At 64.5% G+C, this 25,975-nt stretch carries 24 protein-coding genes; 16 read left to right on the top strand and 8 right to left on the bottom strand.

Going from position 1 to position 25,975, the window contains the following annotated elements:
- Positions 1-30 precede the first annotated feature (30 nt).
- Complete coding sequence (locus tag L0U81_RS08555) at positions 31-1,434, bottom strand: MFS transporter (protein ID WP_233801717.1); 1,404 nt, start codon at positions 1,432-1,434, stop codon at positions 31-33.
- Positions 1,435-1,664: 230 nt separating this feature from the next.
- On the opposite strand from L0U81_RS08555, the gene L0U81_RS08550 reads away from it, so the two are divergent.
- The 3 genes from L0U81_RS08550 (at position 1,665) to L0U81_RS08540 (ending at position 6,055) form a co-directional block, all read left to right on the top strand.
- On the top strand, positions 1,665-1,808 hold the full coding sequence (locus L0U81_RS08550; protein ID WP_233801715.1) for a hypothetical protein: 144 nt from the start codon (positions 1,665-1,667) through the stop codon (positions 1,806-1,808).
- Positions 1,809-2,201: 393 nt separating this feature from the next.
- Positions 2,202-4,793, top strand: a complete 2,592-nt coding sequence (gene mprF / locus L0U81_RS08545) for a bifunctional lysylphosphatidylglycerol flippase/synthetase MprF (protein WP_233801713.1) — start codon at positions 2,202-2,204, stop codon at positions 4,791-4,793.
- Positions 4,790-6,055, top strand: coding sequence for a virulence factor family protein (locus L0U81_RS08540; protein WP_233801711.1), 1,266 nt, complete (start codon positions 4,790-4,792; stop codon positions 6,053-6,055). Before mprF ends, L0U81_RS08540 begins: the two co-directional genes overlap by 4 nt.
- 47 nt (positions 6,056-6,102) lie before the next feature.
- Here L0U81_RS08540 and L0U81_RS08535 read toward each other — a convergent pair whose 3' ends face one another.
- A complete protein-coding gene (locus L0U81_RS08535; protein WP_233801709.1) occupies positions 6,103-6,369 on the bottom strand; it encodes a hypothetical protein in 267 nt (88 codons plus the stop codon).
- Positions 6,370-6,460: 91 nt separating this feature from the next.
- Between L0U81_RS08535 and ilvA the strand changes: the two genes are divergently transcribed.
- Together ilvA and L0U81_RS08525 are read left to right on the top strand one after the other, a co-directional pair.
- On the top strand, positions 6,461-8,032 hold the full coding sequence (gene ilvA, locus L0U81_RS08530; RefSeq protein ID WP_233801707.1) for a threonine ammonia-lyase, biosynthetic: 1,572 nt from the start codon (positions 6,461-6,463) through the stop codon (positions 8,030-8,032).
- A gap of 255 nt (positions 8,033-8,287) precedes the next feature.
- On the top strand, positions 8,288-9,475 hold the full coding sequence (locus L0U81_RS08525; RefSeq protein ID WP_233801705.1) for a 4-hydroxybenzoate 3-monooxygenase: 1,188 nt from the start codon (positions 8,288-8,290) through the stop codon (positions 9,473-9,475).
- A 23-nt stretch (positions 9,476-9,498) separates the two neighbouring features.
- Here the strand turns inward: L0U81_RS08525 and L0U81_RS08520 are convergent, their stop codons facing one another.
- The gene (locus L0U81_RS08520; protein ID WP_233801703.1) at positions 9,499-10,389 is read right to left on the bottom strand and encodes a helix-turn-helix domain-containing protein; all 891 of its coding nucleotides are present in this window, start codon (positions 10,387-10,389) and stop codon (positions 9,499-9,501) included.
- Between the two features lie 178 nt (positions 10,390-10,567).
- Here L0U81_RS08520 and L0U81_RS08515 point away from each other — a divergent pair, with 178 nt between their 5' ends.
- From L0U81_RS08515 to L0U81_RS08500, 4 genes are all read left to right on the top strand, one after another.
- Positions 10,568-11,449 carry an SDR family NAD(P)-dependent oxidoreductase gene (locus L0U81_RS08515; protein ID WP_233801701.1) on the top strand — a complete coding sequence of 294 codons (882 nt, stop codon included), beginning with the start codon at positions 10,568-10,570 and terminating at the stop codon, positions 11,447-11,449.
- Positions 11,450-11,459: 10 nt separating this feature from the next.
- Positions 11,460-13,247, top strand: coding sequence for an FAD-dependent oxidoreductase (locus tag L0U81_RS08510; protein ID WP_233801699.1), 1,788 nt, complete (start codon positions 11,460-11,462; stop codon positions 13,245-13,247).
- Complete coding sequence (locus tag L0U81_RS08505) at positions 13,244-13,582, top strand: NIPSNAP family protein (RefSeq protein ID WP_233801697.1); 339 nt, start codon at positions 13,244-13,246, stop codon at positions 13,580-13,582. The genes L0U81_RS08510 and L0U81_RS08505 overlap by 4 nt, the downstream gene beginning before the upstream one ends.
- 133 nt (positions 13,583-13,715) lie before the next feature.
- Entirely contained in the window at positions 13,716-15,098 is a 1,383-nt protein-coding gene (locus L0U81_RS08500; RefSeq protein ID WP_233801695.1) for an MFS transporter, read from the top strand.
- A gap of 35 nt (positions 15,099-15,133) precedes the next feature.
- On the opposite strand, the gene L0U81_RS08495 is transcribed toward L0U81_RS08500, so the two are convergent.
- From L0U81_RS08495 to kdgR, 3 genes are all read right to left on the bottom strand, one after another.
- Positions 15,134-15,382 (bottom strand): hypothetical protein, encoded by a 249-nt coding sequence (locus L0U81_RS08495; protein WP_230563633.1) that lies wholly within the window; start codon positions 15,380-15,382, stop codon positions 15,134-15,136.
- A 72-nt stretch (positions 15,383-15,454) separates the two neighbouring features.
- A complete protein-coding gene (locus tag L0U81_RS08490) occupies positions 15,455-15,868 on the bottom strand; it encodes a hypothetical protein (protein ID WP_233801693.1) in 414 nt (137 codons plus the stop codon).
- A gap of 602 nt (positions 15,869-16,470) precedes the next feature.
- Complete coding sequence (gene kdgR / locus L0U81_RS08485; RefSeq protein ID WP_442793395.1) at positions 16,471-17,316, bottom strand: DNA-binding transcriptional regulator KdgR; 846 nt, start codon at positions 17,314-17,316, stop codon at positions 16,471-16,473.
- A 340-nt stretch (positions 17,317-17,656) separates the two neighbouring features.
- On the opposite strand from kdgR, the gene kdgT reads away from it, so the two are divergent.
- Positions 17,657-18,679 (top strand): 2-keto-3-deoxygluconate transporter, encoded by a 1,023-nt coding sequence (gene kdgT / locus L0U81_RS08480; protein ID WP_233801689.1) that lies wholly within the window; start codon positions 17,657-17,659, stop codon positions 18,677-18,679.
- Between the two features lie 31 nt (positions 18,680-18,710).
- Here the strand turns inward: kdgT and L0U81_RS08475 are convergent, their stop codons facing one another.
- On the bottom strand, positions 18,711-19,331 hold the full coding sequence (locus L0U81_RS08475) for a GNAT family N-acetyltransferase (RefSeq protein ID WP_233801687.1): 621 nt from the start codon (positions 19,329-19,331) through the stop codon (positions 18,711-18,713).
- Positions 19,332-19,443: 112 nt separating this feature from the next.
- Positions 19,444-20,889: an NAD-dependent succinate-semialdehyde dehydrogenase gene (locus L0U81_RS08470; protein ID WP_233801685.1), complete on the bottom strand. Its 1,446-nt coding sequence runs from the start codon at positions 20,887-20,889 to the stop codon at positions 19,444-19,446.
- 297 nt (positions 20,890-21,186) lie between these two features.
- Between L0U81_RS08470 and L0U81_RS08465 the strand changes: the two genes are divergently transcribed.
- The 6 genes from L0U81_RS08465 (at position 21,187) to L0U81_RS08440 (ending at position 25,971) form a co-directional block, all read left to right on the top strand.
- Positions 21,187-21,390, top strand: a complete 204-nt coding sequence (locus L0U81_RS08465; protein ID WP_233804268.1) for a cold-shock protein — start codon at positions 21,187-21,189, stop codon at positions 21,388-21,390.
- 36 nt (positions 21,391-21,426) lie between these two features.
- Entirely contained in the window at positions 21,427-21,837 is a 411-nt protein-coding gene (locus L0U81_RS08460; protein ID WP_233801683.1) for a hypothetical protein, read from the top strand.
- Positions 21,838-22,161: 324 nt separating this feature from the next.
- Positions 22,162-23,583 (top strand): hopanoid biosynthesis associated radical SAM protein HpnJ, encoded by a 1,422-nt coding sequence (gene hpnJ, locus L0U81_RS08455; RefSeq protein ID WP_233801680.1) that lies wholly within the window; start codon positions 22,162-22,164, stop codon positions 23,581-23,583.
- On the top strand, positions 23,580-24,740 hold the full coding sequence (gene hpnI / locus L0U81_RS08450; RefSeq protein ID WP_233801678.1) for a bacteriohopanetetrol glucosamine biosynthesis glycosyltransferase HpnI: 1,161 nt from the start codon (positions 23,580-23,582) through the stop codon (positions 24,738-24,740). Before hpnJ ends, hpnI begins: the two co-directional genes overlap by 4 nt.
- Positions 24,737-24,925: a hypothetical protein gene (locus L0U81_RS08445; RefSeq protein ID WP_233801676.1), complete on the top strand. Its 189-nt coding sequence runs from the start codon at positions 24,737-24,739 to the stop codon at positions 24,923-24,925. Before hpnI ends, L0U81_RS08445 begins: the two co-directional genes overlap by 4 nt.
- Positions 24,922-25,971 (top strand): lysylphosphatidylglycerol synthase domain-containing protein, encoded by a 1,050-nt coding sequence (locus L0U81_RS08440; RefSeq protein ID WP_233801674.1) that lies wholly within the window; start codon positions 24,922-24,924, stop codon positions 25,969-25,971. The genes L0U81_RS08445 and L0U81_RS08440 overlap by 4 nt, the downstream gene beginning before the upstream one ends.
- Positions 25,972-25,975 lie beyond the last annotated feature (4 nt).

Raw genomic sequence — 25,975 nt, 5'->3', positions numbered from 1 at the left:
TCGAGCCGGTGCAGGGCGGCCGAATACCGCTCAGCCGCGCCCACCTCGTGAAATCTCGTGGCCCGCGCCGCGCGGCAAGCGCTGCGTGACCGGAATCGACGCGAACGAGCACAGACCGACCACGAGGAACGCGGGCCAGAAGTCCGACCACATGATGCCCGAGTGCCCATGCAGCACGCGCGAGATCTGCAGCACGATACCGCCGACTGTCACACCGAGCCCGAGCGACATCTGCTGCACGACGCTGCCAAGGCTCGTCGCGCGGCCGACGTCGCGGGTCGCGATTTCCGCGTAGGTCAGCGAATTGAGGCTCGTGAACTGCAACGCGGGGAAGAAGCCGCCGAGCAGCACGACGACCCAGATGATCCACGTCGGCGTGTGCGGAAAGAAGAGCCCGCACGCGGCGATCGAAATGCCCGATAGCGCGGCGTTGAACACGAGCACCTGGCGAAAGCCGAACCGGCGCAGCACGGTGGAGGCGATCACGCGCGTGAACATGCCGCCGAACGCTGACGCACAGGTGATCAGCCCCGACTGGAACGCGCTCATGCCGTGACCTTCCTGCAGCAGCAGCGGCAGCAGGAACGGCAACGCGCCAAGACCGATGCGAAACAGCGAGCCGCCGAGCACGCTCGCCTGGAAGGTCGGCACCTTGAAAAAGCGCAGATCGAGCAGCGGCAACGCGACGCGCTGCGCGTAAGCGACGTAGATCGCGAGCAGCACCGCGCCGACCCCGCACATACCGAGCGCATCCAGATTCGAAATCAGTTCGCCACCGACCAGTGACAAGCCGAGCAGCAGCAGCACCGCGCCCGCCGCCGACAGCAGGAAGCCGATCCAGTCGAGCGGGCCGGGGTCGGGCTCGCGCGTATTGGCGATATAGCGATTGGTCAGGTAGATACCGAGAATGCCAATCGGCACGTTGATGAAGAAGATCAGCCGCCAGTGCAGATACGTCGTGATGAATCCGCCGAGCAGCGGACCGGCGGCGGGGCCCAGCATCGCGGGCACGCTCAGATAGTTCATCGCGCGGATGAAGTCGGCTTTCTCCACCACGCGAAAAATGATGATCCGCCCGACCGGCACCATCATCGCGCCGCCGACGCCCTGAATGAATCGCGCAATCGTAAAGGTGGCAAGCGAGTCCGACGCGGCGCACAGCAGCGAGCCGGTCACGAAGATGCCGATTGCCGTGCGAAATACCGTGCGCGCGCCGAATTTGTCGGCGAGCCAGCCGCACACGGGGATGAACACGCCGAGCCCGAGCACATAGCTCGTGACCGCGATTTTCAGCGTGACCGGATCGCGCCCGAAATCGCGCGCCATGGCCGGCAGCGCGGTGACGATCACGTTGGCGTCGACGCTTTCCATGAACATCGCGCACGCGACGATAAGGGGCGCAATCAGTGCTTTCTGAGTCTCGGCGACAGACATGACGGCGGGCTGCGGCAAGGCGTCGCAGGCAAAGGGGTCATTATTGCACCCGTATGGTGCGGATTGTTAATACTGGCGCGGCCGATGCCGCCTTCTTACGATTTTTCGTATCGGAGACGCGACTCCGATGTCGCGGTGACGCGAAAAACTTTTAATTTTTGTTGCGGTGCGTCACGAGGAGACTATAATCGGGTCATTACGTAGGTATAAACCCTAGTACGGAGCCCGCCATGAACACCGCATCGAACGTTGTCCGTTCCACCCCCGCCGCCAACACCTTCTTCGGCAAGCTGCGCGCGCTGGCGCTGCACGCGCTGAACCTGCATCTGCAGAACTGCGCGGTGATCGCCGAAGCGCATCGTCGCCCGAACTAAGCGCGGGAAGCGTTACCCGGGGGCCGCGCAGGCTCCGGCTGTCGTGTCAATGCCCGCTCGAGTAGCGGGCATTGTGCTTTGTGGCCCTGTTAAGCAGACCGCACGCCGGTCGTCACTGGCGCGTTCGCGCCGTCGCCATTCTCCTTCCAGGTGTCGCGCTCCTGATCCTGATTACGGCACGCGCAACCGGCATCTTGATGCCGCGCCTCGCGCGAGGAAGCATTACAATCGCGCCCTTTTGACGCGCGCCGAGCAAGTGGATCGACAGCAAAATAGCTAATGCTGTCAACCTTTTGCATCTTTTGCCGTTATCTCTTTGTAATCGCTGCCACAGGCGATACCGCGCGGGACGACCCGTCGCCGCGACCGCTCCTCGCAAGGCCCGCATTGACCATGTTTCACCGACTTCAAAACAGGTTCGAACGCCTCGGCACGCTGCTCGGCCGCGCATGGAAAGCGCTTGGCAACCGGGGACTTCTGTCACCTGTGCTCGCGCTTGTCATTTGCGGGCTGTTGCTGGTCGTGCTGCAGCATCTGTCGGAGGCGGTCAATTACCGGTCGGTGATCCGCGAGCTGCGCGGTCTGTCGGCGCGCGAGTGGATCGGCGCGCTCGGCGCGACCGCGCTCAGCTACGTCGCGCTCGTGGGGCGCGACGCGGTCGGTCTGCGCTATCTCGGCGCGAAAGTGCCGCGTGCGGCGCTGTGGGTCGGCGCGACCGCCGGTTCGGCGCTTGGCAATGCGACCGGTTTCGGCGCGCTGACGGGCGGGGCGGTGCGCGCGCGCGTGTACGGCGTCGCGAATATCACGCCCGCGCAGATCGGCCGCATGACGGTGTTCACGAGCGTGTCGCTCGCGCTCGCGCTCGTGTTGATGACCGCGCTCGGCATGGTCGGCATGGCCGGCCAGCTTGCGCCGATGCTGCATCTGTCGCCGGACGTGCTGCGCTGGAGCGGCGTGACGCTGCTTATCGCGCTGGCGCTGACCGCCGCCGCGTGCCGCCGCGAAACCCGGCCGATTCGCACGCGCTGGCAGTGGCTGTCGTTCGATATCCCCGCGCGCCGCGATCTGCTCGCGCAGGTCGCGCTGGCGGTCCTCGACGTGATCGCCGCGGGCCTCGCGCTGTGGGCGTTGCTGCCGCATGCGAACGTGAGCTTCGCCGGCTTCATCACCGTCTACGCAGCCGCGATGCTGCTCGGCCTGATCGGCCATACGCCTGGCGGCGTCGGCGTGTTCGAGGCGGCGATGGCGTTCACGCTGAGCGGCAGCGTGCCGATGCATCAGATGGTCGCCGCGCTGCTTGCTTATCGCGCGATCTATTTCGGTGTGCCGCTGGTTGTGTCGGCGGCGCTGCTCGCGGGCTTCGAAGGGCGCGCGCTGAAGAACCGTCTGTCGCTGTTGCAGGCGGAGCGCGTGTCGGAGCTCGCGCCGCTGTTTCTGAGCCTCGTCACGTTCGTGGTCGGCGGCATGCTGGTGATTTCGAGTGCGACGCCGGCGTTCTGGCAGCGCATCCATATGCTGCGCGACCTAGTGCCGCTGTGGGTGCTCGAAAGCTCGCAGATGCTGTGCAGCGTGGTCGGCGTGCTGCTGCTGTTCGTCGCGCGCGGACTGCTGCGGCGGCTCGACGCGGCGTGGTGGATGACGCTCGCGCTCGCGGTGCTGAGCCTCGCGCTGTCGCTGACCAAAGGTCTCGCGTTCGTCGAGGCCGGCGTGCTCGGCATGCTGATCGTCCTTCTGCTCACTACGCGCAAGCGCTTCAATCGTCATTCGTCGCTGTTCGCCGAGCGCTTTACCGCGGGCTGGCTGGTATCGGTCGCGATGGTGCTGATGCTCGCGACCTGGGTCATGCTGTTCGCTTTCCGTGACGTGCCGTACACGCGCGACCTGTGGTGGCAATTCGCGTTCGACGAGCGCGCGCCGCGCGCGCTGCGGGCGACGCTCGCCGCGAGCCTGTTCGCCGCGACGTTCTCGTTCTGGCAATTGCTGCGTCCGGCACCGGGCCGCTTCGTCATGCCGGCGCCCGAAGATCTGCACGACGCCGCGCGCATCGTGCGCGCGCAGGAGCGCAGCGATGCCGGTCTCGCGCTGATGGGCGACAAGAGCTTCCTGTTTTCGGAGTCGCGCGGGGCGTTCCTGATGTACGCGAAATACGGGCGCACGTGGGCCGCGCTGCACGATCCGGTGGGCCCGCGCGAAGAGTGGGCTGGCCTCATCAGCAAGTTCGTCGCGCTCGCGCATGCGCACGGCGGCCGTGCCGCGTTCTACCAGGTACGCGCGAATGCGCTGCCGCTGTATCTCGACGCCGGCCTCACGCTGATGAAGCTCGGCGAGGAAGCGCACGTCGTGCTCGACGATTTCGATCTGAAGGGCTCGCACCGCGCGCATCTGCGCTATGCGCTAAAGCGCGGCGAGCGCGACGGCTTTAGCGTCGAAGTGATCGATCAGGCGCATGTGCCGGCGTCGCTCGAAATGCTGCGCGGCATTTCCGACGGCTGGCTCGACAGCCATGATGCACGCGAGAAAAGCTTCTCGGTCGCGGCTTTCAATGACGAATATCTCGCCGCGCAATCGGTGATGCTGGTGCGCCAGAACGGCGAGCCGGTCGCGTTCGTGACCTTCATGACGACCGATATGAATACCGAGGCGACCATCGGCGTGATGCGTCACGTCGAAAGCGCGTCGTCGTATGCGATGGAATATCTGTTCACTCAGCTCGCGTTGCATCTGAAACAGGCGGGCTTCCGCTCGCTCAGTCTCGGCATTGCGCCGCTCTCGGGCGTGCAACCGACGCCGCTCGCGTCGCGCTGGCATCGGCTGGCCGGCATCCTGTGGCGCTTCGGTGGCCGCTTCTATAACTTCCGCGGACTGCGTGCTTTCAAAAGCAAGTTCCAGCCGCGCTGGGAGCCGCGTTATCTCGCGGCATCCGGCTCGGGCGTGTTCTTCACGCTCGCGGACCTGTCGCTGCTGGCTGGAGGCCGGCGTTCATGAAATTGCATCCGTTGTTCCAGCTCGCCGTCGCGGCGAGCGTTCTGAGCTGCGGCGCGCTCGCGCACGCGGCCACCACCACCGTGCCTGGCGGCCGCTTTGGCGACGTTCGCGTCACGCAACCCGAGGGGCCGCTGCGCGGCTTCGTCGTGCTGTATTCGCAGGCGAGCGGCTGGAGTGCGGCCGATCAGCAGAGCGCCGATGCGCTCGCGAAAGCGGGCGCGTTGACCGTCGGCGTCGATACCGCACGCTACGCAGCCAACCTTGCTGCCCAGAAGGAAACCTGCCATAAGCTGGTGGGCGATGCCGAAGCGCTGAGCCATCAGCTCGAACGGCAATCGCAGTCGAGCAACTATTTCGCGCCGATCGTCGCGGGTACGGGGCAGGGCGCGACGCTCGCGATGCACGTGCTCGAGCAGGCGCCGTCCAATACGGTTGCGGGCGCGGTGTCGGTGGATGCCGAGCCCACACTCGACCCGCGCTTTGAGCCGTGTTCGCCTGATCCGACCGTGATTCGCGACAAGGTGCCTGGCTTCGTCGAAAAGGCGGGCACGGGCAATGCCGATCGCGCGCGTCTGGTCGGGTTGCTGACGCCGCATCTGCAGTCGGTATCGACGAGCGACGACGACGTGTCCGACTTGCCGCTGATCGAATTGCCGGTTGCGCATCCGAACGGCATGATGGCGATCGTGATTTCCGGCGATGGCGGCTGGCGCGACCTCGACAAGACGATCGCGCTGGCGTTGCAGAAAGACGGCGTGTCGGTGGTCGGCCTGGACAGCCTGCGTTATTTCTGGAGCGAGAAGCCGCCCGCGCAAACGAGCCGCGATCTCGCGCGCGTGATGCAAACCTATAGTGCGCGCTGGCACGCGCAGCACGTCGCGCTGATCGGCTATTCGTTCGGCGCCGACGTGATGCCTTTCGCGTACAACCGTCTGCCGCAGGCGCAGCGCGATAAGGTGTCGCTGATTTCGCTGCTCGGCTTCGCGCCCGACGCCGATTTCCAGATCCGGGTCGGCGGCTGGCTCGGCATGCCCGCGAGCGACAAGGCGCTGAACGTGCGGCCCGAGTTGACGCATGTGCCGCCGTCGATCGTCCAATGTTTCTATGGCGCGAGCGAAACCGACACGCTGTGTCCGACGCTCGACAAGACCGGTGTCGAAGTGATCCGCACCTCCGGTGATCATCACTTTGGCCGCGATTACAACGCGCTGGAGCAGCGCATTCTCGTGGCGTTCAAAAAGCAGAGCGGCGTGCGCGATTGATCGCGGCGTTGGTCGTATCAGCGGGGCGCGCTTGCCGGCGCGCCCCGTTATTCGTTGGGCCGTTGCGGCCGAAATGTTTTAGGAAGACTGATTAATGTCGGCGGGCCAGTGGTCGACAAGATATTGACGATGGTCCGCAGGGATTGACAAAGCCCGCCAACTCGACGAAGATCGCCGACATGAACTGCCTCGACATCCGTATTGCGCTGATTATTAGCATCATTCATCGAATGGTGGGTTAGCGCGCGTCGACTTGCAGTGACACATAACCCGCCAAACGAGGCGGGTTTTTTTATGTCCGCTTTCAGGTTCATTCTTTACCTGCCTCCTGGCGAACAGGCTGCGATCGAGATCGATCGCCGTTGACTCGTTGCTGCATCGAATGTTGCCACCCAGGAGCTTGCCGTGCTGTTAACCGAACTCGAACAGGCCGCCGCAGCGGCCGGGCGCATCGCGCCGTCCCACGACTACCTGAAAAAGACCCTGACCGCGCGCGTCTACGACGTGGCGCGCGAGACCGAACTCGAACGCGCGCCGAACCTGTCGGCGCGGCTGCGCAATCCGGTCTATCTGAAGCGCGAGGACAACCAGCCGGTGTTCTCGTTCAAGCTGCGCGGCGCGTACAACAAGATGGCGCATATTCCGGCCGAGGCGCTCGGACGCGGCGTGATCACCGCGTCGGCGGGCAATCATGCGCAGGGTGTGGCGTTGTCGGCGGCACGCATGGGCGTGAAGGCGATCATCGTCGTGCCGGTGACGACGCCGCAGCTCAAGGTCGATGCGATCCGCACGCACGGCGGCCCGACCGTCGAGGTCGTGCAGTTCGGTGAGTCGTATAGCGATGCCTATGGCCACGCGGTCAAGCTGCAGGAAGAACGCGGCCTGACCTTCGTGCATCCGTTTGATGATCCCTACGTGATCGCCGGCCAGGGCACGGTGGCGATGGAAATCCTCAGCCAGCACCAGGGCCCGATTCACGCGATCTTCGTGCCGATCGGCGGCGGGGGTCTCGCGGCCGGTGTGGCTGCGTACGTGAAATCGGTGCGCCCCGAGATCAAGGTGATCGGCGTGCAGACCGATGACTCGTGTGCGATGGCGGCATCGCTGAAGGCAGGCGAGCGCGTGACGCTGAACGAAGTGGGCCTGTTCTCCGACGGCACCGCGGTGAAACTCGTGGGCGAAGAAACCTTCCGCCTGTGCAGCGAATATCTCGACGAAGTGCTGCTCGTGAATACGGACGCCCTGTGCGCCGCGATCAAGGACGTGTTCCAGGACACGCGCAGCGTGCTCGAACCGGCAGGCTCGCTCGCGGTGGCCGGCGCCAAGCAGTACGCCGAGCGGGAAGGCATCGAGAATCAGACGCTGATCGCGATCACGTCGGGCGCGAACATGAACTTCGACCGCATGCGCTTCGTCGCTGAACGCGCCGAAGTGGGTGAAGCGCGTGAGGCCGTATTCGCGGTGACGATTCCCGAAGAGCGCGGCAGCTTCAAGCGCTTCTGCGAACTGGTCGGCACGCGCAGCGTCACCGAATTCAACTACCGGATTGCCGACGCGAACTCGGCGCATATCTTCGTCGGCGTGCAGATCCGCAATCGCAGCGAATCGGCGCAGATCGCCGGCGCATTCGAAGCGCACGGCTTCGCCACCGTCGACCTGACCTTCGACGAACTGTCGAAGCAGCATATCCGCTACATGGTCGGGGGCCGCTCGCCGCTCGCGCGTGATGAACGTCTGTTTCGCTTCGAGTTTCCGGAGCGTCCGGGCGCGCTGATGAAGTTCCTGTCGTCGATGGCGCCGAACTGGAACATCAGCCTGTTCCACTATCGCAACCAGGGCGCGGACTACAGCTCGATTCTGGTTGGGATTCAGGTGCCCGAGAGCGACCACAATGCGTTCGACCGTTTTCTCGCGACACTCGGTTATCCGTACTGGGAAGAGACGAAAAATCCTGTCTACGGGCTGTTTCTTGGCTAGTTGAACCTGGCTTGGCAGATTGGGGTTTACCTAAGGAGCACGCCGCGCCGGCAGTACCAGCAGCGCGCCGTTCGAATCGCCGGTAAGCCCCGCCAGTCTTGCGTTTTCGGCCGGCACAACCGCGCGGCGCGCGCACCTGCCCCACACCTTCTATCGCTTATCGAGATACGGCCTATCCGCCATATCGCGTTGCGGGATAGATGCCGCAATCGTCACACTGTGCGCAAATTTCATCGCCGCATTCAGGAGACTTACATGCGCACGCAAGTCGGCATCATCGGTGCCGGGCCCGCTGGCCTGCTTCTTTCCCATCTGCTTCATCTGCGCGGTATCGACTCGGTCGTGCTCGAAACGCGCACGCGCGAGCAGATCGAATCCACGATTCGCGCCGGCGTGCTCGAGCAGGGCACGATGGACCTGCTGACGCAAACCGGTCTCGGCGAACGCATGAAAGCCGAAGGCGCGCTGCATCACGGTTTCGAACTCGCGTTCGAAGGCAAGCGTCGCCGCATCGATCTGACGGCACTCACCGGTCACGCGATCACGGTCTACGCCCAGCACGAAGTGATCAAGGACCTCGTCGCGGCGCGCGTCGCCGCGGGCGCCGAACTGCGCTTCGGCGTGTCGGATACGTCGGTGCACGGCATCGATACCGACAAGCCGTCGATCCGCTACCACCACGAAGGCGCGGAGCACGAGCTGCAATGCGACTTCGTGATCGGCTGCGACGGCTCGCAGGGCGTGTCGCGTCAGGCGATTCCGCAGGCGCTGCGCAAGGATTTCGAGCGCGTCTATCCGTTTGGCTGGTTCGGCATTCTGTGCGAAGCGCCGCCGTCGTCGGACGAACTGATCTACGCGCGCCACGAACGCGGCTTCGCGCTGATCAGCACGCGCTCGCCGAACGTGCAGCGCATGTATTTCCAGTGCGATCCGAAAGACTCGGTCGAGAACTGGTCCGACGATCGCATCTGGGCCGAACTGCATGCACGCGCCGATTCGGAAGAAGGTCACAAGCTCATCGACGGCAAGATCTTCCAGAAGAACATCGTCGGCATGCGCAGCTTCGTGTCGACGACGATGCAGTGCGGCCGCCTGTTCCTCGCTGGTGACGCCGCGCATATCGTGCCGCCGACCGGCGCGAAGGGCATGAACCTCGCGGTCGCCGACGTGAACGTGCTGAGCAAGGCGCTGGACGCGTTCTACAAGGAAAATCGCAACGATCTGCTCGACCGTTACAGCGAGACCGCACTCAAGCGCATCTGGCGCGCCGAGCACTTCTCATACTGGATGACCAGCATGCTGCATCGCGTCGATGGCGCTTCGGCGTTCGAGCAGCAGTTGCAGGTCGCCGAGCTCGAGTACGTGACGACCTCGCGCACGGCCGCGACGGTGCTCGCAGAGAACTACGTCGGCGTCGCCGGCGCACAGATGCAAAGTCTGTAAATCACGCGCGTTGATCGGGACCGCTAGTTGATCGACAGGTCCCGATGCGCGGCCGCCTGGAACTCCTTGGGCGTGACGCCGGTCTGCTTGCGGAAATAGCGGCTGAAATAGGCCGCATCTTCGAAACCGAGCGCGTGCGCGATCTGTTTGATGCTCGAACCCGAGTACACCAGATCGCGCTGCGCCTCGCGTATCAACTGGTCGTTGACGAGCGACAGCGGCGAATGGCCGAGCTCCTCACGGCAGATGCGGCCCAGCTGCGCCGCTGTCACACCAAGTTTCTCCGCATAAAAATCGACTGGATGATGCTCGCGCACGTGCGCGGCGATCAGCTCGCGTAGCCGTTTGATCTGCGCCGCGCGCCGGTCATTGATGGTTGCGCCCGCGCTCGACGCGGCATCGGTGAGCCGCGCGACTTGTACAAAAAGTGCAATCATCAGCGACATGCCCGCGGCGATATGGCCGCGCGCGCCGCCGCGAAATTCCTCTTCCAGCAAACCAAACAATGGCATCAACGTGCGCTCGCCGATGGCGGGCCGAACAGGTATCAGCGCGGGCCGTTGCAGCACCGGCACGAGGCCCGGCGACACCGCGTTCGAAATCGACTCCAAGGCGCGCTGCGCGGCGGTGATCACGAGCCCATCGATCTCTGGCGAAAACGCGAAACCGTGCACCGTTTGCGCCGGAAGCAGGATCAGGCATGGCGCTTCGATCGTGAGCTTCTCGCTTTCGATCAGCACGTAGCCCGAGCCACTGCGGATATAGAGAATCTGCAGCAGCGCATCGTGACGGTGCGCGGCGATATGCCAGTCGTTCGGACGGCTGCGCTCGGCGATCCATTCGAAATTGAACGCGTCGTACCACGGCGGCCGCGCGGACTCCCCGTACAGATCGTAGTTAGGGATATTCCTCATGCGGTTTTGTCTCCTATGTTCGAATTGTCCTGCGATGCGCTGCCTTTGTCCAATTTCGATCCGACGCGCATGGCTATACTTTTTTCCATCAAAGACGCGGCCGGATAAACAGGTCGGCGAGGCCAGCCAACGTGTTTTCGCCGCGGTCATCAATATGGAGATTTGGAGGACTAAGCAAATGAATCAGCAGGAAGATCGACGCTACGAACACAGCAATGGGCGACACTGGCTCGGACTCGAAGGCCGCGTCTGCGTGGTGAGCGGCGCGGCGGGCGGCATCGGCAGCGCGATCGTTAAGGTGCTGGGCGAAGCCGGTGCACGCGTGGCGCTGCTCGATCGCGATGAGCAAAAGTGCCGGGAGGTCGCACAGGCGCTGAACGCGAGCGGCGTCGAAGCGCTGGCGCTCGCCTGCGATATCGGCGACATCGATAGCGTGCGCGGTGCGGTGGCGGAGATCGAAGCGCGTCTGGGCGCCGCCGATGTGCTCGTGAACAACGCGGGTCTGCTGCGACCGGGTGGCATCGAAGAGATTGGACTCGATGCATGGAATGCAATGCTGCGCGTGAATCTGACCGGCTACATGCTGTGCTCGCAGCAATTCGGTCAAGGCATGTTGAAGCGCGGCGCTGGCGCGATCGTGCACGTCGCGTCGGTGGCCGCGCATCATCCGCAGACCTATAGCGGCGCCTACAGCGCAGGCAAGGCCGGCGTGACGATGCTGTCGAAGCAGATCGCGGCGGAGTGGGGCGCGCGCGGTATTCGCAGCAATACCGTGTGCCCCGGCATGATCCGCACGCCGCTGTCCGCGGCGTTCTACGAGCACGGCGATATCGAACGCCGGCGCAGCGAGATGACGGCGAGTCGCCGGATCGGCGAGCCAAACGATATCGCCGATGTCGTCGCGTTTCTCGCAAGCGAGCGTGCCGCCTACGTGAACGGCGCGGAAGTCGTCGTCGACGGCGGCTTCGAAAGCATGCTGATGGACCTCGTGCCGCGTCCCGGCTTCGAAGCCACGCAAGCCACCCAGACCACGCAAGCCGGCCGCCAGGTCCGCACGTAAGGAGACCATCATGACCAACGCAATACTCAGCGCGACACTCACGTGTGACGTGCTCGTGATCGGTTCAGGCGCGGGCGGTCTGTCGACCGCGATCACCGCGCGCAAGCACGGCCTCGATGTCGTCGTGATCGAGAAAGAAGCGTTTTTCGGCGGCACGACAGCGTTTTCTGGTGGCGTGCTGTGGATTCCGGGCAACCGTCACGCGAGGAGCAACGGCGTTAGCGATTCGCGCGAAGCGGCGCTGACCTACATGCGCAACGAAACGGGCGCGTGCTTCGATGCCGCCGCCGTCGACGCCTTTCTCGATACGGGTCCGGAAATGCTCGACTTCTTCGAGCGCGAGACCACCGTCAAATTCGTGCCGACGCTGTATCCCGACTATCACCCGGACATCGGCGGCGGCGTCGACATTGGCCGCTCGGTCGTGGCCGCGCCGTTCGACGCGCGCGCGCTCGGCAAGGACATCACGCGGTTGCGTGCGCCGCTCAAGACGATCACGTTCATCGGCATGATGTTCAACTCGTCGAACGCGGACCTGAAGCACTTCTTCAATGCGACGCGCTCGCTCAAGTCCGCCCTGTATGTCGCGAAGCGGCTCGCTAGCCATCTGAAGGATCTCGCGCTGTACCGGCGCGGTGTGCAGATCACGAGCGGCAACGCGCTCGCCGCGCGGCTCGCGAAGTCCGCACTCGATCTCGGCATTCCGATCCATACGAGTACGGCCGCTCGCGAGCTGACCGTGACGAACGGCCGCGTGAGCGGCGCGCTCGTCGCGGGACCGCAAGGCGAGATGCGCATCGCCGCGCGACGCGGGGTCGTGCTCGCATGCGGCGGCTTCTCGCATGACGTCGCGCGGATCAAACGCGCGTATCCGCATCTGCGGCGCGGCGGCGAACACGTGTCGCCGGTGCCGACCGGCAATACCGGAGACGGCGTCGGCATGGCCGAACGTCTCGGCGCGCAGGTGGCGATCCGCTATCCGCAGCCCGCCGCATGGATGCCGGTGTCGCGCGTGCCGATGCGTGACGGCAGCGTCGGCGTGTTTCCGCACCTGGTCGATCGCTACAAGCCTGGCGTGATCGGCGTGACGCGCACGGGCAAGCGCTTTACCAACGAATCGAATTCGTATCACGACGTGGGTGCCGCGATGATCGAGGCCTGCGCCAACGAGCGCGAAACCGCGATGTGGCTGATCTGCGACCACGCGACGATCCGCAAATACGGGCTCGGTTATGCGAAGCCGGCGCCCGTGCCGCTTGGTCCGTTGCTGCGCAACGGCTATCTGAGCCGCGGCCGCACGCTTGCGGAACTTGCGCGCAACGCAGGTCTCGACGGCGCGGCGCTCGAAGCGACCGTGAAGCGCTATAACGCGGACGCGGTACGTGGCGAAGACAGCGAGTTCGGCCGCGGCACGACGTCGTTCAACCGCTATCTGGGGGACCCGGAGCACGAGCCGAATCCGTGCGTCGCGCCGATCGGCGACGGTCCGTATTACGCGCTGAAGGTCGAGATGGGCGATCTCGGCACCTTCGACGGCATCACGACGAATGTCACCGGCGAAGTGCTCGACATGAAAGGCGCGCCGATCGCGGGCTTGTACGCGGTTGGCAACGATCGTGCGAGCGTGATGGGCGGCAACTATCCGGGCGCGGGTATCACGCTTGGGCCGATCATGACCTTCGGCTATATCACCGGGCGTTGTCTCGCGGGCGTGAACGTGAAGAGCGCAAAGAACGCAACGAGCGCAAACAACGCGGACACCCGCGCATCCCAAACCGTAATGAGGACCGGCACATGAGCCAGGGCAAACCTTTCGTCGATCATCGTATCTACACGATCCGTCCGCGTGGCATGGCGGAATTCATCGACGTCTTCGACCGGCTCGCGATGCCGATTCAGCTCAAGTATCTGGGCGCGCCCGTCGGCTTTTACATGAGCGATATCGGCGCGCTGAACCAGGTCGTGCATCTGTGGGGCTACGACAGCATCGGCGATTACGATCAGCGCCGCACGGCGCGCGATGCCGATCCGGAGTGGCCCGCTTATCTGCAGGCGTCCGCGCACCTGATCGTCGCGCAGGAGAGCCGCATTATCAGGCGCGTCGACTTCAGAACGCTGGCGATGCTGCGCTAGCTGCGGGTTCGGCGAGGAGACGGCGCGGCAGGCGACCAGAACCCCATTTCAGATAGCGCGAGCCAAACCAATAAGAAAACACCTCGTCATTTCAAGGAGACATTGCAATGAACAAGCTGAAAGGAGCACGCACATGACCCGCTCCGAGCGCAGTGTAGATGTGCAGGCCTTTATCGACGCGCGGCGCTTTTCGCCGTTTCAATGGACGATTCTCGTGCTGTGCTTCCTCGTCGTCGCGGCTGATGGTTTCGACACCGCCGCGATCGGCTTCATCGCGCCGTCGCTGGTGCAGCAGTGGGGCATCGCGCGCAGCGCGCTCGGTCCGGTGATGAGCGCGGCGCTGGTCGGACTCGGCATCGGCGCGCTCGCGGCAGGCCCCTGCGCAGACCGGGTCGGACGCAAGACGGTGCTGGTGCTGTCGGTGTTCTTCTTCGGGCTGTGGAGTCTCGCGGCGGCGCGCGCGAGCTCGATCGAATCGCTGACCTTGCTGCGCTTTTTCACCGGCCTGGGTCTTGGCGCGGCGATGCCCAACGCGGTTACGCTGATGTCCGAGTACGCGCCCGCCCGGATTCGCGCGGTCGCGGTCAATGCGATGTTCTGCGGCTTTTCAGGTGGCCTCGCGATCGGCGGTCTGGCCTCCGCATGGCTGATTCCGCATTTCAGGTGGCCGAGCGTGCTGATCGCGGGTGGTGCCGGTCCGCTCGTGCTGACCGCGCTGTTGATGCTGCTGCTGCCTGAATCGGCGCAATTCCTCGCGGTGCGCAAGCAGGCCGATCAACGGATCGCGCGGATCCTGCAACGCATCGCGCCCGCCGAGCGTTTCGACGGATGCCGCTTTTTCGCGGTCGACGTGCGCCGCAATACGGGCGACAGCCGCGCGCAATGGGCGCTCGGGATCATCTTGTCGGCGCGCTACCGCTTTGGCACGCTGATGCTGTGGCTCGCCTATTTCATGGGTCTGCTGATTTATTACCTGCTGACCAACTGGCTGCCGACGCTGTTCAAGGACACCGGTTTTTCGGGCGAGAAGGCCGCGTTGATGACCTCGCTGTTTCCGCTCGGCGGCATCCTCGGCAATCTGTGCGTCGGCTGGGTGATGGATCGCTTCGCCGGGCATCGCGTGATCGCGTTCACCTATGTACTGGTTGGCGCGCTGGTATTGCTCGTGGGGCAGGGTGTCGGCCATCAGGTCTGGCTCGGCACGCTGATCTTCCTGACCGGCACGGTCGCGACCAGCGCGGTCACGTCGATGTCGGCGCTCGCGGCGAGCTTCTACCCGACCCGGGCGCGCGCGACGGGCGTTGCGTGGATGCTGGGGATCGGCCGCGTCGGCGGCGTGGCGGGCGCGCTCGTCGGTGCCGCGTTGATGGGGCTCGGCTGGCAGTTCGGCGCGGTGTTCAGCCTGCTGGCGGTGCCTGCCGTGATCGCGGCGGCCGGGGTGGTACTGATGATGCGGCGCGAGCCGCTCGATCACGCATCGGCCGATGAACGCGTCGGCGCCGTTGCGATCGAATGAACGCTGTCGCCGGGCGTGAGATTACGCGCGACGGCTCACGACGCGCGCAGCAACGCCATTTCGTTGTGCAGCAGCGCGAGCAATTCGTCGTCGGTTGGCCGCGTGCCCCAATGGCGCGCGCCGGCCACCGACGCGATCGCCATCCACGAATGCGGCGGAAACCATTCACGCAGTAGCGTGCCGTCCTGGCGCAGGCACAGCTGGCCGGTCAGCTCGCTGTATTCGGCGCAGATCTGCGCGCCGTCGACTTGCGCCGTTACTCGTCTCGGATCGTTGCGTAGCACGTCGTCGCTCCTGTCGAAGGGGTGGCGCGGATGCCAGCGCGACAGGGTGGCGTGATGGACGCCACCTGTCGTCTACCAACGGTCATGCCCGCGATCGTCACGCCCATGATCGTCATGTCCATGATCGTGCCAGTCACGGTCGTGCCAGTCGCCGTGCGGGCCGCGCCCGTCGTGCGCCTCGCGCCATTCGTCGTGATGACGCTCCCACTCGCGACGCTCCCAGTAGCGATGACCATCGTAGTAGCGTTCACCGTACCAGCCCGGCGCGATCACGACCGCGGGCGGCGGCGCAGGCGCATACACAGGCGCGGGCTCCACGTAGACGGGTGGAGGAGGCGGAGCCTCGACCACGGCAGGCGCGACCGCGATGCCCGGCAAGCCGATGTTCACGCCGACATCGACGTGCGCGAAGGCGGCCGATGATGCGCCGATCGCGAGACCCGCGACGAGCGTCAACGATATCCAGCGGTTGCGTGAATGACTCATGATTGTTCTCTGTGTGGAAGTCTTTGATGGAATGGAGAGCCGTGTGCTCATTGCACGTGATGACCCGTTCAATAGCGTTCGTAGTAGTGGTCGTGATGCGGATGATCCTCGGGGACCACGATGCAGCCGCTCAACGCGCCGCCGAGCGTGACGGCAAGAATGACCAGTGCGAAGATTTTTTTCATGTTGTTGCTCCCTGATATCCGTGATGCGAGTGCCTGTCGTGCAAAGCGTTTCATGTGAACCGCTTTCGTTTGAACCGAACTCTACCGAGCGGCGCGGTTACCGGTGTGTTTGTGTGTAACAGGACGTGTCGATTCGAACCCGCGTCGATACGGCGATGCGAGCGCATCAAACGAAGAGGAGACGCACGGGGGGCTACGCGTCGAAATGCCAGGCGATGCTCAAGTGCGCGGGCAAGCCCTTGAAGGCGCTATGAAAAGGACCGCATGCAAAGGCATGCGGCACATCGACGTGAAGCATCGGTTCGGCGCATCGATTGCTGAAAAAAGAAGCGGGGCGGATTTTGCCCTGGCGATGCCGCACGGATACATTCGGTTGCAGACTAGGGTCTGTTGACGTATGGAGCGCGCGTGCGCAACTTACCGCGCGGCCGCAGGTTCCGGTGCGCTCGCTTCGCGATAGCCGAGCCGCGTCGAAATCGCGAGACCCGCCTCCTTGAGCAGCGCGACGTAATGCTGCTTCGTGTCGGCGCCGCAGCGCATCGTCGGAAACGAAATCGACAGACCGGCGATCACGCGGCCGAAGCGGTCGAAGACCGGCACCGCGATGCATTGCAGGCCTTCTTCCTGCTCCTCGTTGTCCTCGCCGTAACCCTGCTCGCGCACGCGCGGCAGGATGTTCAACACCGCTTCCGCGCAGGTCAAAGTCCTTTGCGTCGACTTGCGGAATTCGATGTGCGAGAGCACGTCGCGCGCGTCAGCCGGGTCCATCCAGGCGAGCAGCACCTTGCCGATCGCCGTGCTATGCAGCGGATTGCGCCGGCCGATCCGCGACTGCATGCGCAGCCCGTAGTCGGCGTCGATCTTGTGGATGTAGATGATCGCGTCGTCGTCGAACGCGCCGAGGTGTACCGCTTCGCGCGTCATGTGGCCGATGCGGCGCATGTCGATGTCGGCTTCGCGCACGAGGTCGGCGCTTTCGAGCGCTTTCGCGCCGAGTTCGAACAGACGGATGGTCAGCCGGTAGCGCTCGGTTTCGACCTCCTGCGTCACGTAGCCGAGTGCCTTCAGCGTTTGAATGACGCGATGCACGGTCGTCTTCGACATGCCGAGACGTTGCGACAGTTCGCTGATGCCGATCTGTCCGGTGTCGCCGATCGCGCCGAGAATCGCGAACACGCGGCCGATCGACGACGCCGATTCGCCGCGCTCGGCGCTGCGCGCGTTATCGTGCGCAATGTTCCTGTGTGTTCCCGTTGCCGCCATGTCCGTCATTCCCTGTCCGTGCGAATCCGCGCCGCCGCCGCATTCAGTCGATGCCCGCCGATGTTGATCGCGCGTCGCGTAGCCTTGCCTCGTGCCCGAGACTGTAACGCAGAACCGCAGTTTCGGAACGCTGGTCCGAATATGTTGTGTCGTTCGACCTTGGGGCGCAACGCATAGCGCGAATAAGCGGGTAAACGATAGCCAGATTCAGGAAAACAAAACGGAACGGCGTTCCTTTCATGGTGCTATATTGCGCCGGACAGGGAGAGCCCGGCGCAGAACGGGACATCACCGCGGGTCATCCGCCCGTCAACGGGACGTCACCGTCCATGGAGGAGGCATGAAGATCAAGAAGGCCATCGACCGTATTCCTGGCGGTCTGATGCTGGTGCCGCTATTGCTCGGCGCCTGTGTCCATACATTCGCGCCGGGCGCGGGCAAATATTTCGGCTCGTTCACGAACGGTCTGATTACCGGCACCGTGCCGATCCTCGCGGTGTGGTTCTTCTGCATGGGCGCGACGATCAACCTGCGCGCGACCGGCACCGTGCTGCGCAAGTCGGGCACGCTGCTCGCCACCAAGATGCTGGTCGCGTGGGTCGTCACGCTGATCGCGGCACGCTTCATTCCGATCGATGGCATCAAGACCGGGCTCTTCGCGGGGCTGTCGCTGCTCGCGATCACGACGTCGATGGACATGACCAACGGCGGTCTCTACGCGGCGGTGATGCAGCAGTACGGCACCAAGGAAGAGGCGGGCGCGTTCGTGCTGATGTCGGTCGAATCGGGGCCGCTCATCAGCATGATCATTCTCGGCGCGACGGGCGTCGCGTTCTTCGAGCCTCGCCTGTTCATCGGCGCGGTGCTGCCGTTCCTGATCGGCTTTGCGTTGGGCAACTTCGATAGCGAGTTGCGCGAGCTGTTCGGCCGCTGCGTGCATCCGCTGATTCCGTTTTTCGGCTTTGCGCTCGGCAACGGGATCGATCTGAACGTGATCGTCACGAGCGGCCTGCCGGGCATCGTGCTTGGGCTGGGCGTGATCGTCGTGACCGGCGTTCCGCTGATTCTCGCGGATCGCTGGATCGCCGGCGGCAATGGCGCGGCGGGGCTCGCGGCGTCGTCGACGGCGGGGGCCGCGGTCGCGAATCCGGCGATCATCGCCGACATGATCCCGAGCTTCAAGCCGCTGGTGCCGGCCGCGACCGCGATGGTCGCCACCGCTTGTCTCGTGACGGCGATTCTGGTGCCGATTCTCACGGCGCTGTGGGTGCGCCGGCGTCATGCGCGCGATGCGCTGCGCGAAGAATTCGCGTCGGCGACGCAGGCAGCGCTGCTCAATGAGCAGCGCGACGCGCCCGTTTGAGTGAGTCAGTCGCAGCAAGCTGGCGCGCCGCTCAGCGCGCCAGCTTTGCTTTGAGCATCGCCTTCACCGCCGGCCATTCGTCGTCGATGATGCTAAAACGCACCGAGTTGCGCTTGCGTCCATCCGGCATGATCCGCTCGTGCCGCACGATGCCTTCCTGCTTCGCGCCGATGCGCAGGATGGCCGCGCGCGATTTGTCATTGAGCTCGTCGGTCGTGAACTGCACGCGCACGCAGTGCATGACGTCGAATGCATGGCACAGCAGCAGATACTTCGCCTCGGTGTTCACGGCCGAGCGCTGCGCCGAGGCGCTCAACCAGGTATGGCCGATTTCGAGCTTGCGATTGGCTCGATCGATCTTCCAGAACCTCGTGCTGCCGACGATCCGGCCAGCGGCGCCATCTTTGTCATCTCCGTCGCGCCGCACGATCACGAACGGCATCACCTTGCCGGCCGCGCGGCCGGCGAGCGCGGTGGCGATATAGGCGTCTATCGTCGCCGGTCCCGGCACGATGGTCAGCTTCATGTCCCACAGTTGTCCGTCGGCGGCGGCGTTGACCAGTGCCTGCGCGTGGTCCTCGCGCAGCGGCCGCAGTTCGACGATCGAGCCGCTCAGCGTGGGCTGCATCGATTCGGCTGAAATATCGTTCATGGCAATAAAAAAGGTCCGCGAGCGGAAGACTCGTGGACCTGTCAGATCAGTTGACCCGTGCCCAGGAACGATGCGAGCGGCCAACCCGCCGCGCCGTTCCTGACGCGCGTGATTAAACCGCCATGATCGTGACCGCCTTGGTCACGAGGTAGGCTTCCATCGCCTCAGGGCCGCCTTCCGAGCCGTAGCCGGAATCCTTGACGCCGCCAAAAGGCATTTCCGGCGTCGGCGTGGCCGGCTGGTTGATCCACAGCATGCCGACTTCCATCCGCTGCGACAGCAGATGCACGTTGGCGAACGACTTCGTATACGCGTAGCCGGCGAGGCCGAACGGCAGACGGTTCGCTTCGGTGATCGCTTCTTCGAGCTTGTCGAAGCCGCGGATCGCGGCGACCGGGCCGAACGGCTCGTTGTTGAACACGTCTGCTTCGAGCGGCACGTCGGTCAGCACGGTCGCCGCAAAGAAGTTGCCTTCCGAGCCGACGCGCTCGCCGCCCGTCGCGACCTTCGCGCCGGTCTTGCGGGCGTCTTCCACGACTCTTGCCATCGCGCTCAGACGGCGCGCGTTGGCGAGCGGCCCGAGCGTCGTGCCTTCGGCGAGACCGTCGCCGAGCTTCAGGCTTTCAGCGTGCTTGACGAGCGCGGCGGCGAACTCTTCGCGGATGCTGTTGTGCACGAGGAAGCGCGTCGGCGAGATGCAGACCTGGCCCGCGTTGCGGAACTTGGCGGCGCCGGCTGCCTTGACGGCGAGCGCGACGTCGGCGTCTTCCGCGACGATTACCGGTGCATGACCGCCGAGCTCCATCGTCGCGCGCTTCATGTGCATGCCGGCCAGCGCGGCGAGCTGCTTGCCGACCGGCGTCGAGCCGGTGAACGTGACCTTGCGGATCACCGGATGCGGGATCAGGTAGCTCGAAATTTCAGCGGGATCGCCGAATACGAGGCCGACCGTGCCGGCCGGCACGCCGGCTTCGACGAATGCCTGCAGCAGGGCTGCCGGCGACGCCGGGGTTTCTTCCGGCGCCTTCACGAGGAACGAGCAGCCGCAGGCGAGTGCCGCCGACAGCTTGCGCACGACCTGATTGACCGGGAAGTTCCACGGCGTGAACGCCGCGACCGGGCCGATCGGCTCCTTGAGCACCTGCGATTGCTGGGCGAGGTTGCGCGACGGCACGATCCGGCCGTACACGCGGCGGCCTTCGTCCGCGAACCATTCGATGATGTCCGCGGCTGCCAGCACTTCGACGCGCGCTTCGGCGAACGGCTTGCCTTGTTCCTGTGTCATCAGGCGGCCGATGTCGGCGGCGCGCTCGCGTACGAGGGCGGCGGCTTTGCGCATGATGGTGGCACGCTCATTGGCCGGCACCTTGCGCCAGGCTTCGAAGCCGCGCTGCGCGGCGTCGAGCGCGCGGTCCAGATCGGCGATGCCCGCATGCGCGACCTTGCCGATGGCCTGGCCGGTCGCGGGATTGATCACGTCGAGGGTCTTGCCGCTGGCGGCGTCGCACCATTCGCCGTTGATCAGAAGACGGGTATCGGTATAGCTCGAGATGGCCATGCTGGGTTCCTGTGAGTGGGAAAACAACTGGCCGCGCGGTCGTGCGGCACGGAGGCGACACACCTGCGCGGCCATGAATGAATTGCCGATAGGAACTATATTATCTGATTAAGCCCAATCGCACCGGGCGTGGCCGGCAGCGCCCGGTCGCGGCACGCGGCTTGCTAAGGGCTTGGCACCGGGCTGGCTTTGCGGCTCGAACCGGGGCGCTGCGTCAGCGCCGCACGAATGATCTGCGCGACGTGGCGCTTCATCCATTCAATCGTTGTTAGTACAGCGCATCACGAGGACATCGCCATGCCAACCGGAACAGTGAAATGGTTCAATGACGCAAAGGGCTTCGGCTTCATCACCCCCGATGACGGCGGCGAAGACCTGTTCGCCCATTTTTCGGAGATTCGCTCCGAAGGATTCAAGTCGTTGCAGGAAAATCAGAGAGTCAGCTTCGAAATCAAGCAGGGGCCCAAAGGCAAGCAGGCGGCCGACATCAAGCCGGTGTGACGCCGGCGCGGGGGCTCACCCGCTTGCGAGGTTTCAATGGAAAAGGAAGCCGCCTACGCGGAGATCGAGCGCAACGGCGGCGGCGCCTATGCGAAAGATTTCGCCGCGCGCCATCCTGACGATCCGCTGACACCGTTCTGCCATCGCTACCTGTTCGAACAGGCGCAGCGCGACGAAGCGGAGCATGAGGCGGCAGCGGCCACGCACGACGACGAGCGTGGTTTCGCGCTGAGGTCGCTTGCGCGCATGGAGGCGTCGTCGCATATCGCGCAGGCGGCAGCGAGCGCGTCGCGCGATGCGGCAACCGCCGCCGACACGTCGGCGCGCGCGGCGCGGCGCTCCGCCTTCTGGACGATGATCGCCGCGCTCGCATCGGCGCTCGGCGTAGTGGTAAACGCGGCCCTTAATCTCGGCTGGCTGGAGTGGGCGAGGCATATCGCACGATAAGCCTCCCGTAAGACTGCGCGTTTGCGCGCATCACACCGATACCACATTGATACGACATCGATGCGACGCGGCGACGCCAACCGGTCAATCGCAACAAATCGGCGCATCAGAGCCTGCCGCGCGCGGTCTGAACGCAGTATTATTCTTCAGGTTTCCTTCAGCTTTGCTCCGTACTATTTGCGCCACTGCCCGTGGCCTTTCTGGACCGCGGCCGTTGCTACGTGCGTGTCGTGCCCAGGCTTTCCCGGCTTGCGTTTGGGCAATGGAACAAATAGATTCCCGACTGAAAACCGAAAGCGCCGATTACGGCTTGCTGGAGCATCCATGAAAACCCTGTTCTTGCAGGCGCCGTCGTACGACGGCTTCGATGGTGGTGCGGGTTCGCGCTATCAGGCCAAGCGTGAAGTCCGCTCGTTCTGGTATCCGACGTGGCTCGCACAACCCGCCTCACTCGTTCCGGATAGCCGCGTGCTCGACGCCACGGCAGATGGTTTGTCCGTCGAAGCTGCGCTCGACATCGCCACGCAATACGAGCTGGTAGTAATTCACACCAGCACGCCGTCCTTCCCGACCGACGCCCTGTTTGCCCAGGATCTCAAGAAGCGCAAGCCGTCGCTGCTGATCGGCATGGTCGGCGCGAAGGTCGCGGTGGATCCGCATAATTCACTGATCGCGACCGAAGCCATCGACTTCGTGTGTCGCGAGGAATTCGATTTCACCTGCAAGGAAATCGCCGAGGGCAAGCCGTTCGCGCAGATCCTGGGCTTGAGCTATCGCGCACCCGACGGCTCGATCGAGCATAACGAAGCGCGCCCGATCCTCGAGAACATGGACGAACTGCCGTTCGTCGCGCCGATCTACAAGCGCGATCTGACGATCAAGAACTACTTCAACGGCTACCTGAAACATCCGTACGTGTCGCTCTACACCGGTCGCGGCTGCCGCTCGAAGTGCACGTTCTGCCTGTGGCCGCAAACGGTCGGCGGCCATCGTTATCGGGTGCGTTCGGTCGAGAACGTGCTCGAGGAAGTCAAGTGGATTCGCGACAACATGCCCGAAGTCAAGGAGATCATGTTCGACGACGACACGTTCACCGACTTCAAGCCGCGCGCGGAAGAAATTGCGCGGGGCATGGGCAAGCTGGGCGTCACATGGTCGTGCAACGCGAAGGCGAACGTCCCTTTCTCGACGCTGAAGATCATGAGGGAAAACGGCCTGCGCCTGCTGCTGGTCGGCTACGAATCCGGCGACGACCAGATCCTGCTGAACGTCAAGAAGGGCTTGCGTACGGACATCGCGCGGCGCTTCGCGCAGGATTGCCGCACGCTGGGCATCAAGGTGCATGGCACCTTCATTCTCGGCTTGCCGGGCGAGACGCAGGAAACGATCCAGAAGACCATCGAGTACGCGAAGGAGATCAATCCGCTGACCATCCAGGTGTCGCTCGCCGCGCCGTACCCGGGCACCACGCTCTATAACCAGGCGGTCGAAAACGGCTGGCTCGCGGAGAACAAGGTCATCAATCTCGTCAGCAAGGAGGGCGTGCAGCTGGCGGCGATCGGCTACCCGCATCTGTCGCGCGACGAGATGTATCACCAGCTCGAAAACTTCTATAAACGTTTCTATTTCCGGCCGTCGAAGATCTGGGAGATCTTGCGCGAAATGCTGACGAGTTGGGACATGATGAAACGGCGCCTGCGCGAAGGCGTCGAGTTTTTCCGCTTCCTGCGCGCGCACGAGGCGTGAGCGCCGCACACCTCGCCGCCGTTACGCTCGCGTATGCGTGCGCGGCGGCGACCGTTGTCGGCATCGGCTACACCGTGCTCGCGAGCGCGCTGATCGGGCGCTTCTTCGCGAGGACGGTGGCCGAACCCACCAGCTTTCCACCCATTACGGTTATCAAACCATTGCACGGCAACGAGTGGGCGTTGCTCGACAATCTGTCGAGCTTCTGCGCCCAGGATTATCCGGGGCCCGTGCAATTCCTGTTCGGCGTGCACGACTCCGCCGACCCCGCGTTGCAAGCGGTCGACGAGTTGCGGTGCGTCCATCCGAACGCGGACATCACCGTCGTCACCGATGCGCGTCTGTACGGCCCGAACCGCAAGATCAGCAACATTCTCAACATGCTGCCGCAGGCGCGCCATGACGTGCTCGTATTCGCCGACAGCGACGTGTGCGTCGGCCCGGACTATCTGCGCAATGTGGTCGGGGAGTTGCAGAAGCCGGGCGTCGGGCTCGTCACCTGCGCGTATCGAGGTCAGCCCGATCCGGGGTTCTGGCCCCGGCTGTCGGCGATCGCGACCAACTACCAGTTCCTGCCGGGCGTCGTCACCGGACTGGCGCTTGGGCTCGCGCAGCCTTGCTTCGGCCAGACCATCGCGATGCGGCGCGACACGTACGAGCGGATCGGTGGCTTCAAGCCGTTCGTGCGGCATCTGGCCGAGGACTACGAAATCGGCGCGGCGGTGCGCGCGGCGGGCGAGCAGGTATCGATTCCACCGTTCGCGATCGCGCATGCGTGTGTCGAAGCGAACGTGACGCAGCTCATGAGGCACGAGCTGCGTTGGAGCCGCACGATTCGCCGTATCGATCCGCTCGGGCACTTCGGCACGGCGCTCGTGCATCCGGGGGCGTTCGCGCTGCTCGCGCTCGCGTCGTCGGGCGGGGCACTGTGGGCGTGGCTGCTCGCGGCGGTGACGGTGCTCGCGCGTCTCGCGTTGAAGTGGCGCACGGATCGGGCGCTGGGCCAACGGTGTCGCGATCTGTGGCTGCTGCCGTTATGGGATATCGTATCGTTTGCGATTTTCGTCGCGAGCTTCCGCTCGTCGCGTGTGATCTGGCGGGGCTTCAGCTTCAAGGTCGACGGCGACGGGCTGCTGTCGGCGGCGCAGGACGAATGACGAACGAACGGCAGATTGGGCAGGCAATGATCGAAGAGGTTTTGAGCGGGCGCCACGAGAGCGCCTCGAAGGCGAGCGTGAGCGCTCCGGCGGTGCGGGCAACGGCGAGCGGGGCGCGGCAGACGGTCTCGCGCACCGTGCGATGCACGATGCTGATTGGGGTCGCGTGCGAGGTGCCCGCATGATGAAGCATCTGGGTCGCGCGGCCGCGCTCGCCGGTTTGCTCGTCTCTCTGTGGCTGGTGTGGCGCGAAGATCCGCGTGCGGTGCTCAGCGCGTTGCGCGCGGCTGGAGGAGGCCTCGTGCTGGCGGCGTTGGCGCACGTGCTGCCAATGATCGCCAACGCCTGCGACTGGCGGTCGCTGATTCGCGGCGCCAACCGCCCCAGCCTCGGCAAGATGCTGCATCTCGTGTGGGTGCGCGAATCGGTCAACTGCATGCTGCCGGTCGCACGGATCGGCGGCGAGCTCGTGTCGTTCCGCATGCTCAAGCGCTGGGGCGTCAAGCCATCGACAGCGGTCGGCAGCACCATCGTCGACATGCAGCTGACCGTGATCAGTCAGCTGATGTTCACGATGGTCGGGATCGGTTTTCTCTTCGCCAATGCCCAATCGGGCGCATTGCGGCTCGCAGGGCAGCTCGCCTGGGGCGTGGTCGCGTTGACGCCGGTGCTGTTGCTGTTCGGGCTCGTGCAGCATGCGAACCCGTTCGAGCGCATCACGCGCGCGCTCAATCATATGACGAGCGGCAAGCTCGCTTCGCTGGTCGGCCAGTCCGCGCAGATCGATCAGTCGATCAAGCTGATCTGGCGCCGCCGCGCGGTCGTGCTGCGCTATCTGTTCTTCTGGCAGCCGCTGCAATGCGTGCTGACGTCACTCGAAATCTGGCTCGCGCTGTATTTTCTCGGCGTGCGCGTGACGCTCGTCGAGGCGGTCGTGATCGAATCGCTGATCCAGGCGATCAGCAGTGCCGCGTTCTTCGTACCGGGCGGCCTTGGTGTGCAGGAGGGCGCTTTCGTGCTGATCGGCGGCGCACTTGGGCTCGACCCCGCCACCAGTCTCGCGCTCGCGGCCGCAAGGCGAATTCGCGATCTGCTGATGTTCGTGCCGGGTCTGATCGCGTGGCAGTTCACCGAGGCGTCGGGCAGCACGCCGGCACATGTCGCGCCGCACGGCGTGCGCGCCGAACTGGCCGAGCAGCGTTCGAGCGTCGCCGAAACGGAGCGGCGCTGAGTAT

Origin of the sequence: Paraburkholderia sp. HP33-1 (assembly GCF_021390595.1) — a bacterium.
GTDB lineage: Bacteria > Pseudomonadota > Gammaproteobacteria > Burkholderiales > Burkholderiaceae > Paraburkholderia.
Note: the sequence above shows the minus strand (reverse complement) of the source record. Positions and strands in the feature narration are given on the sequence as shown.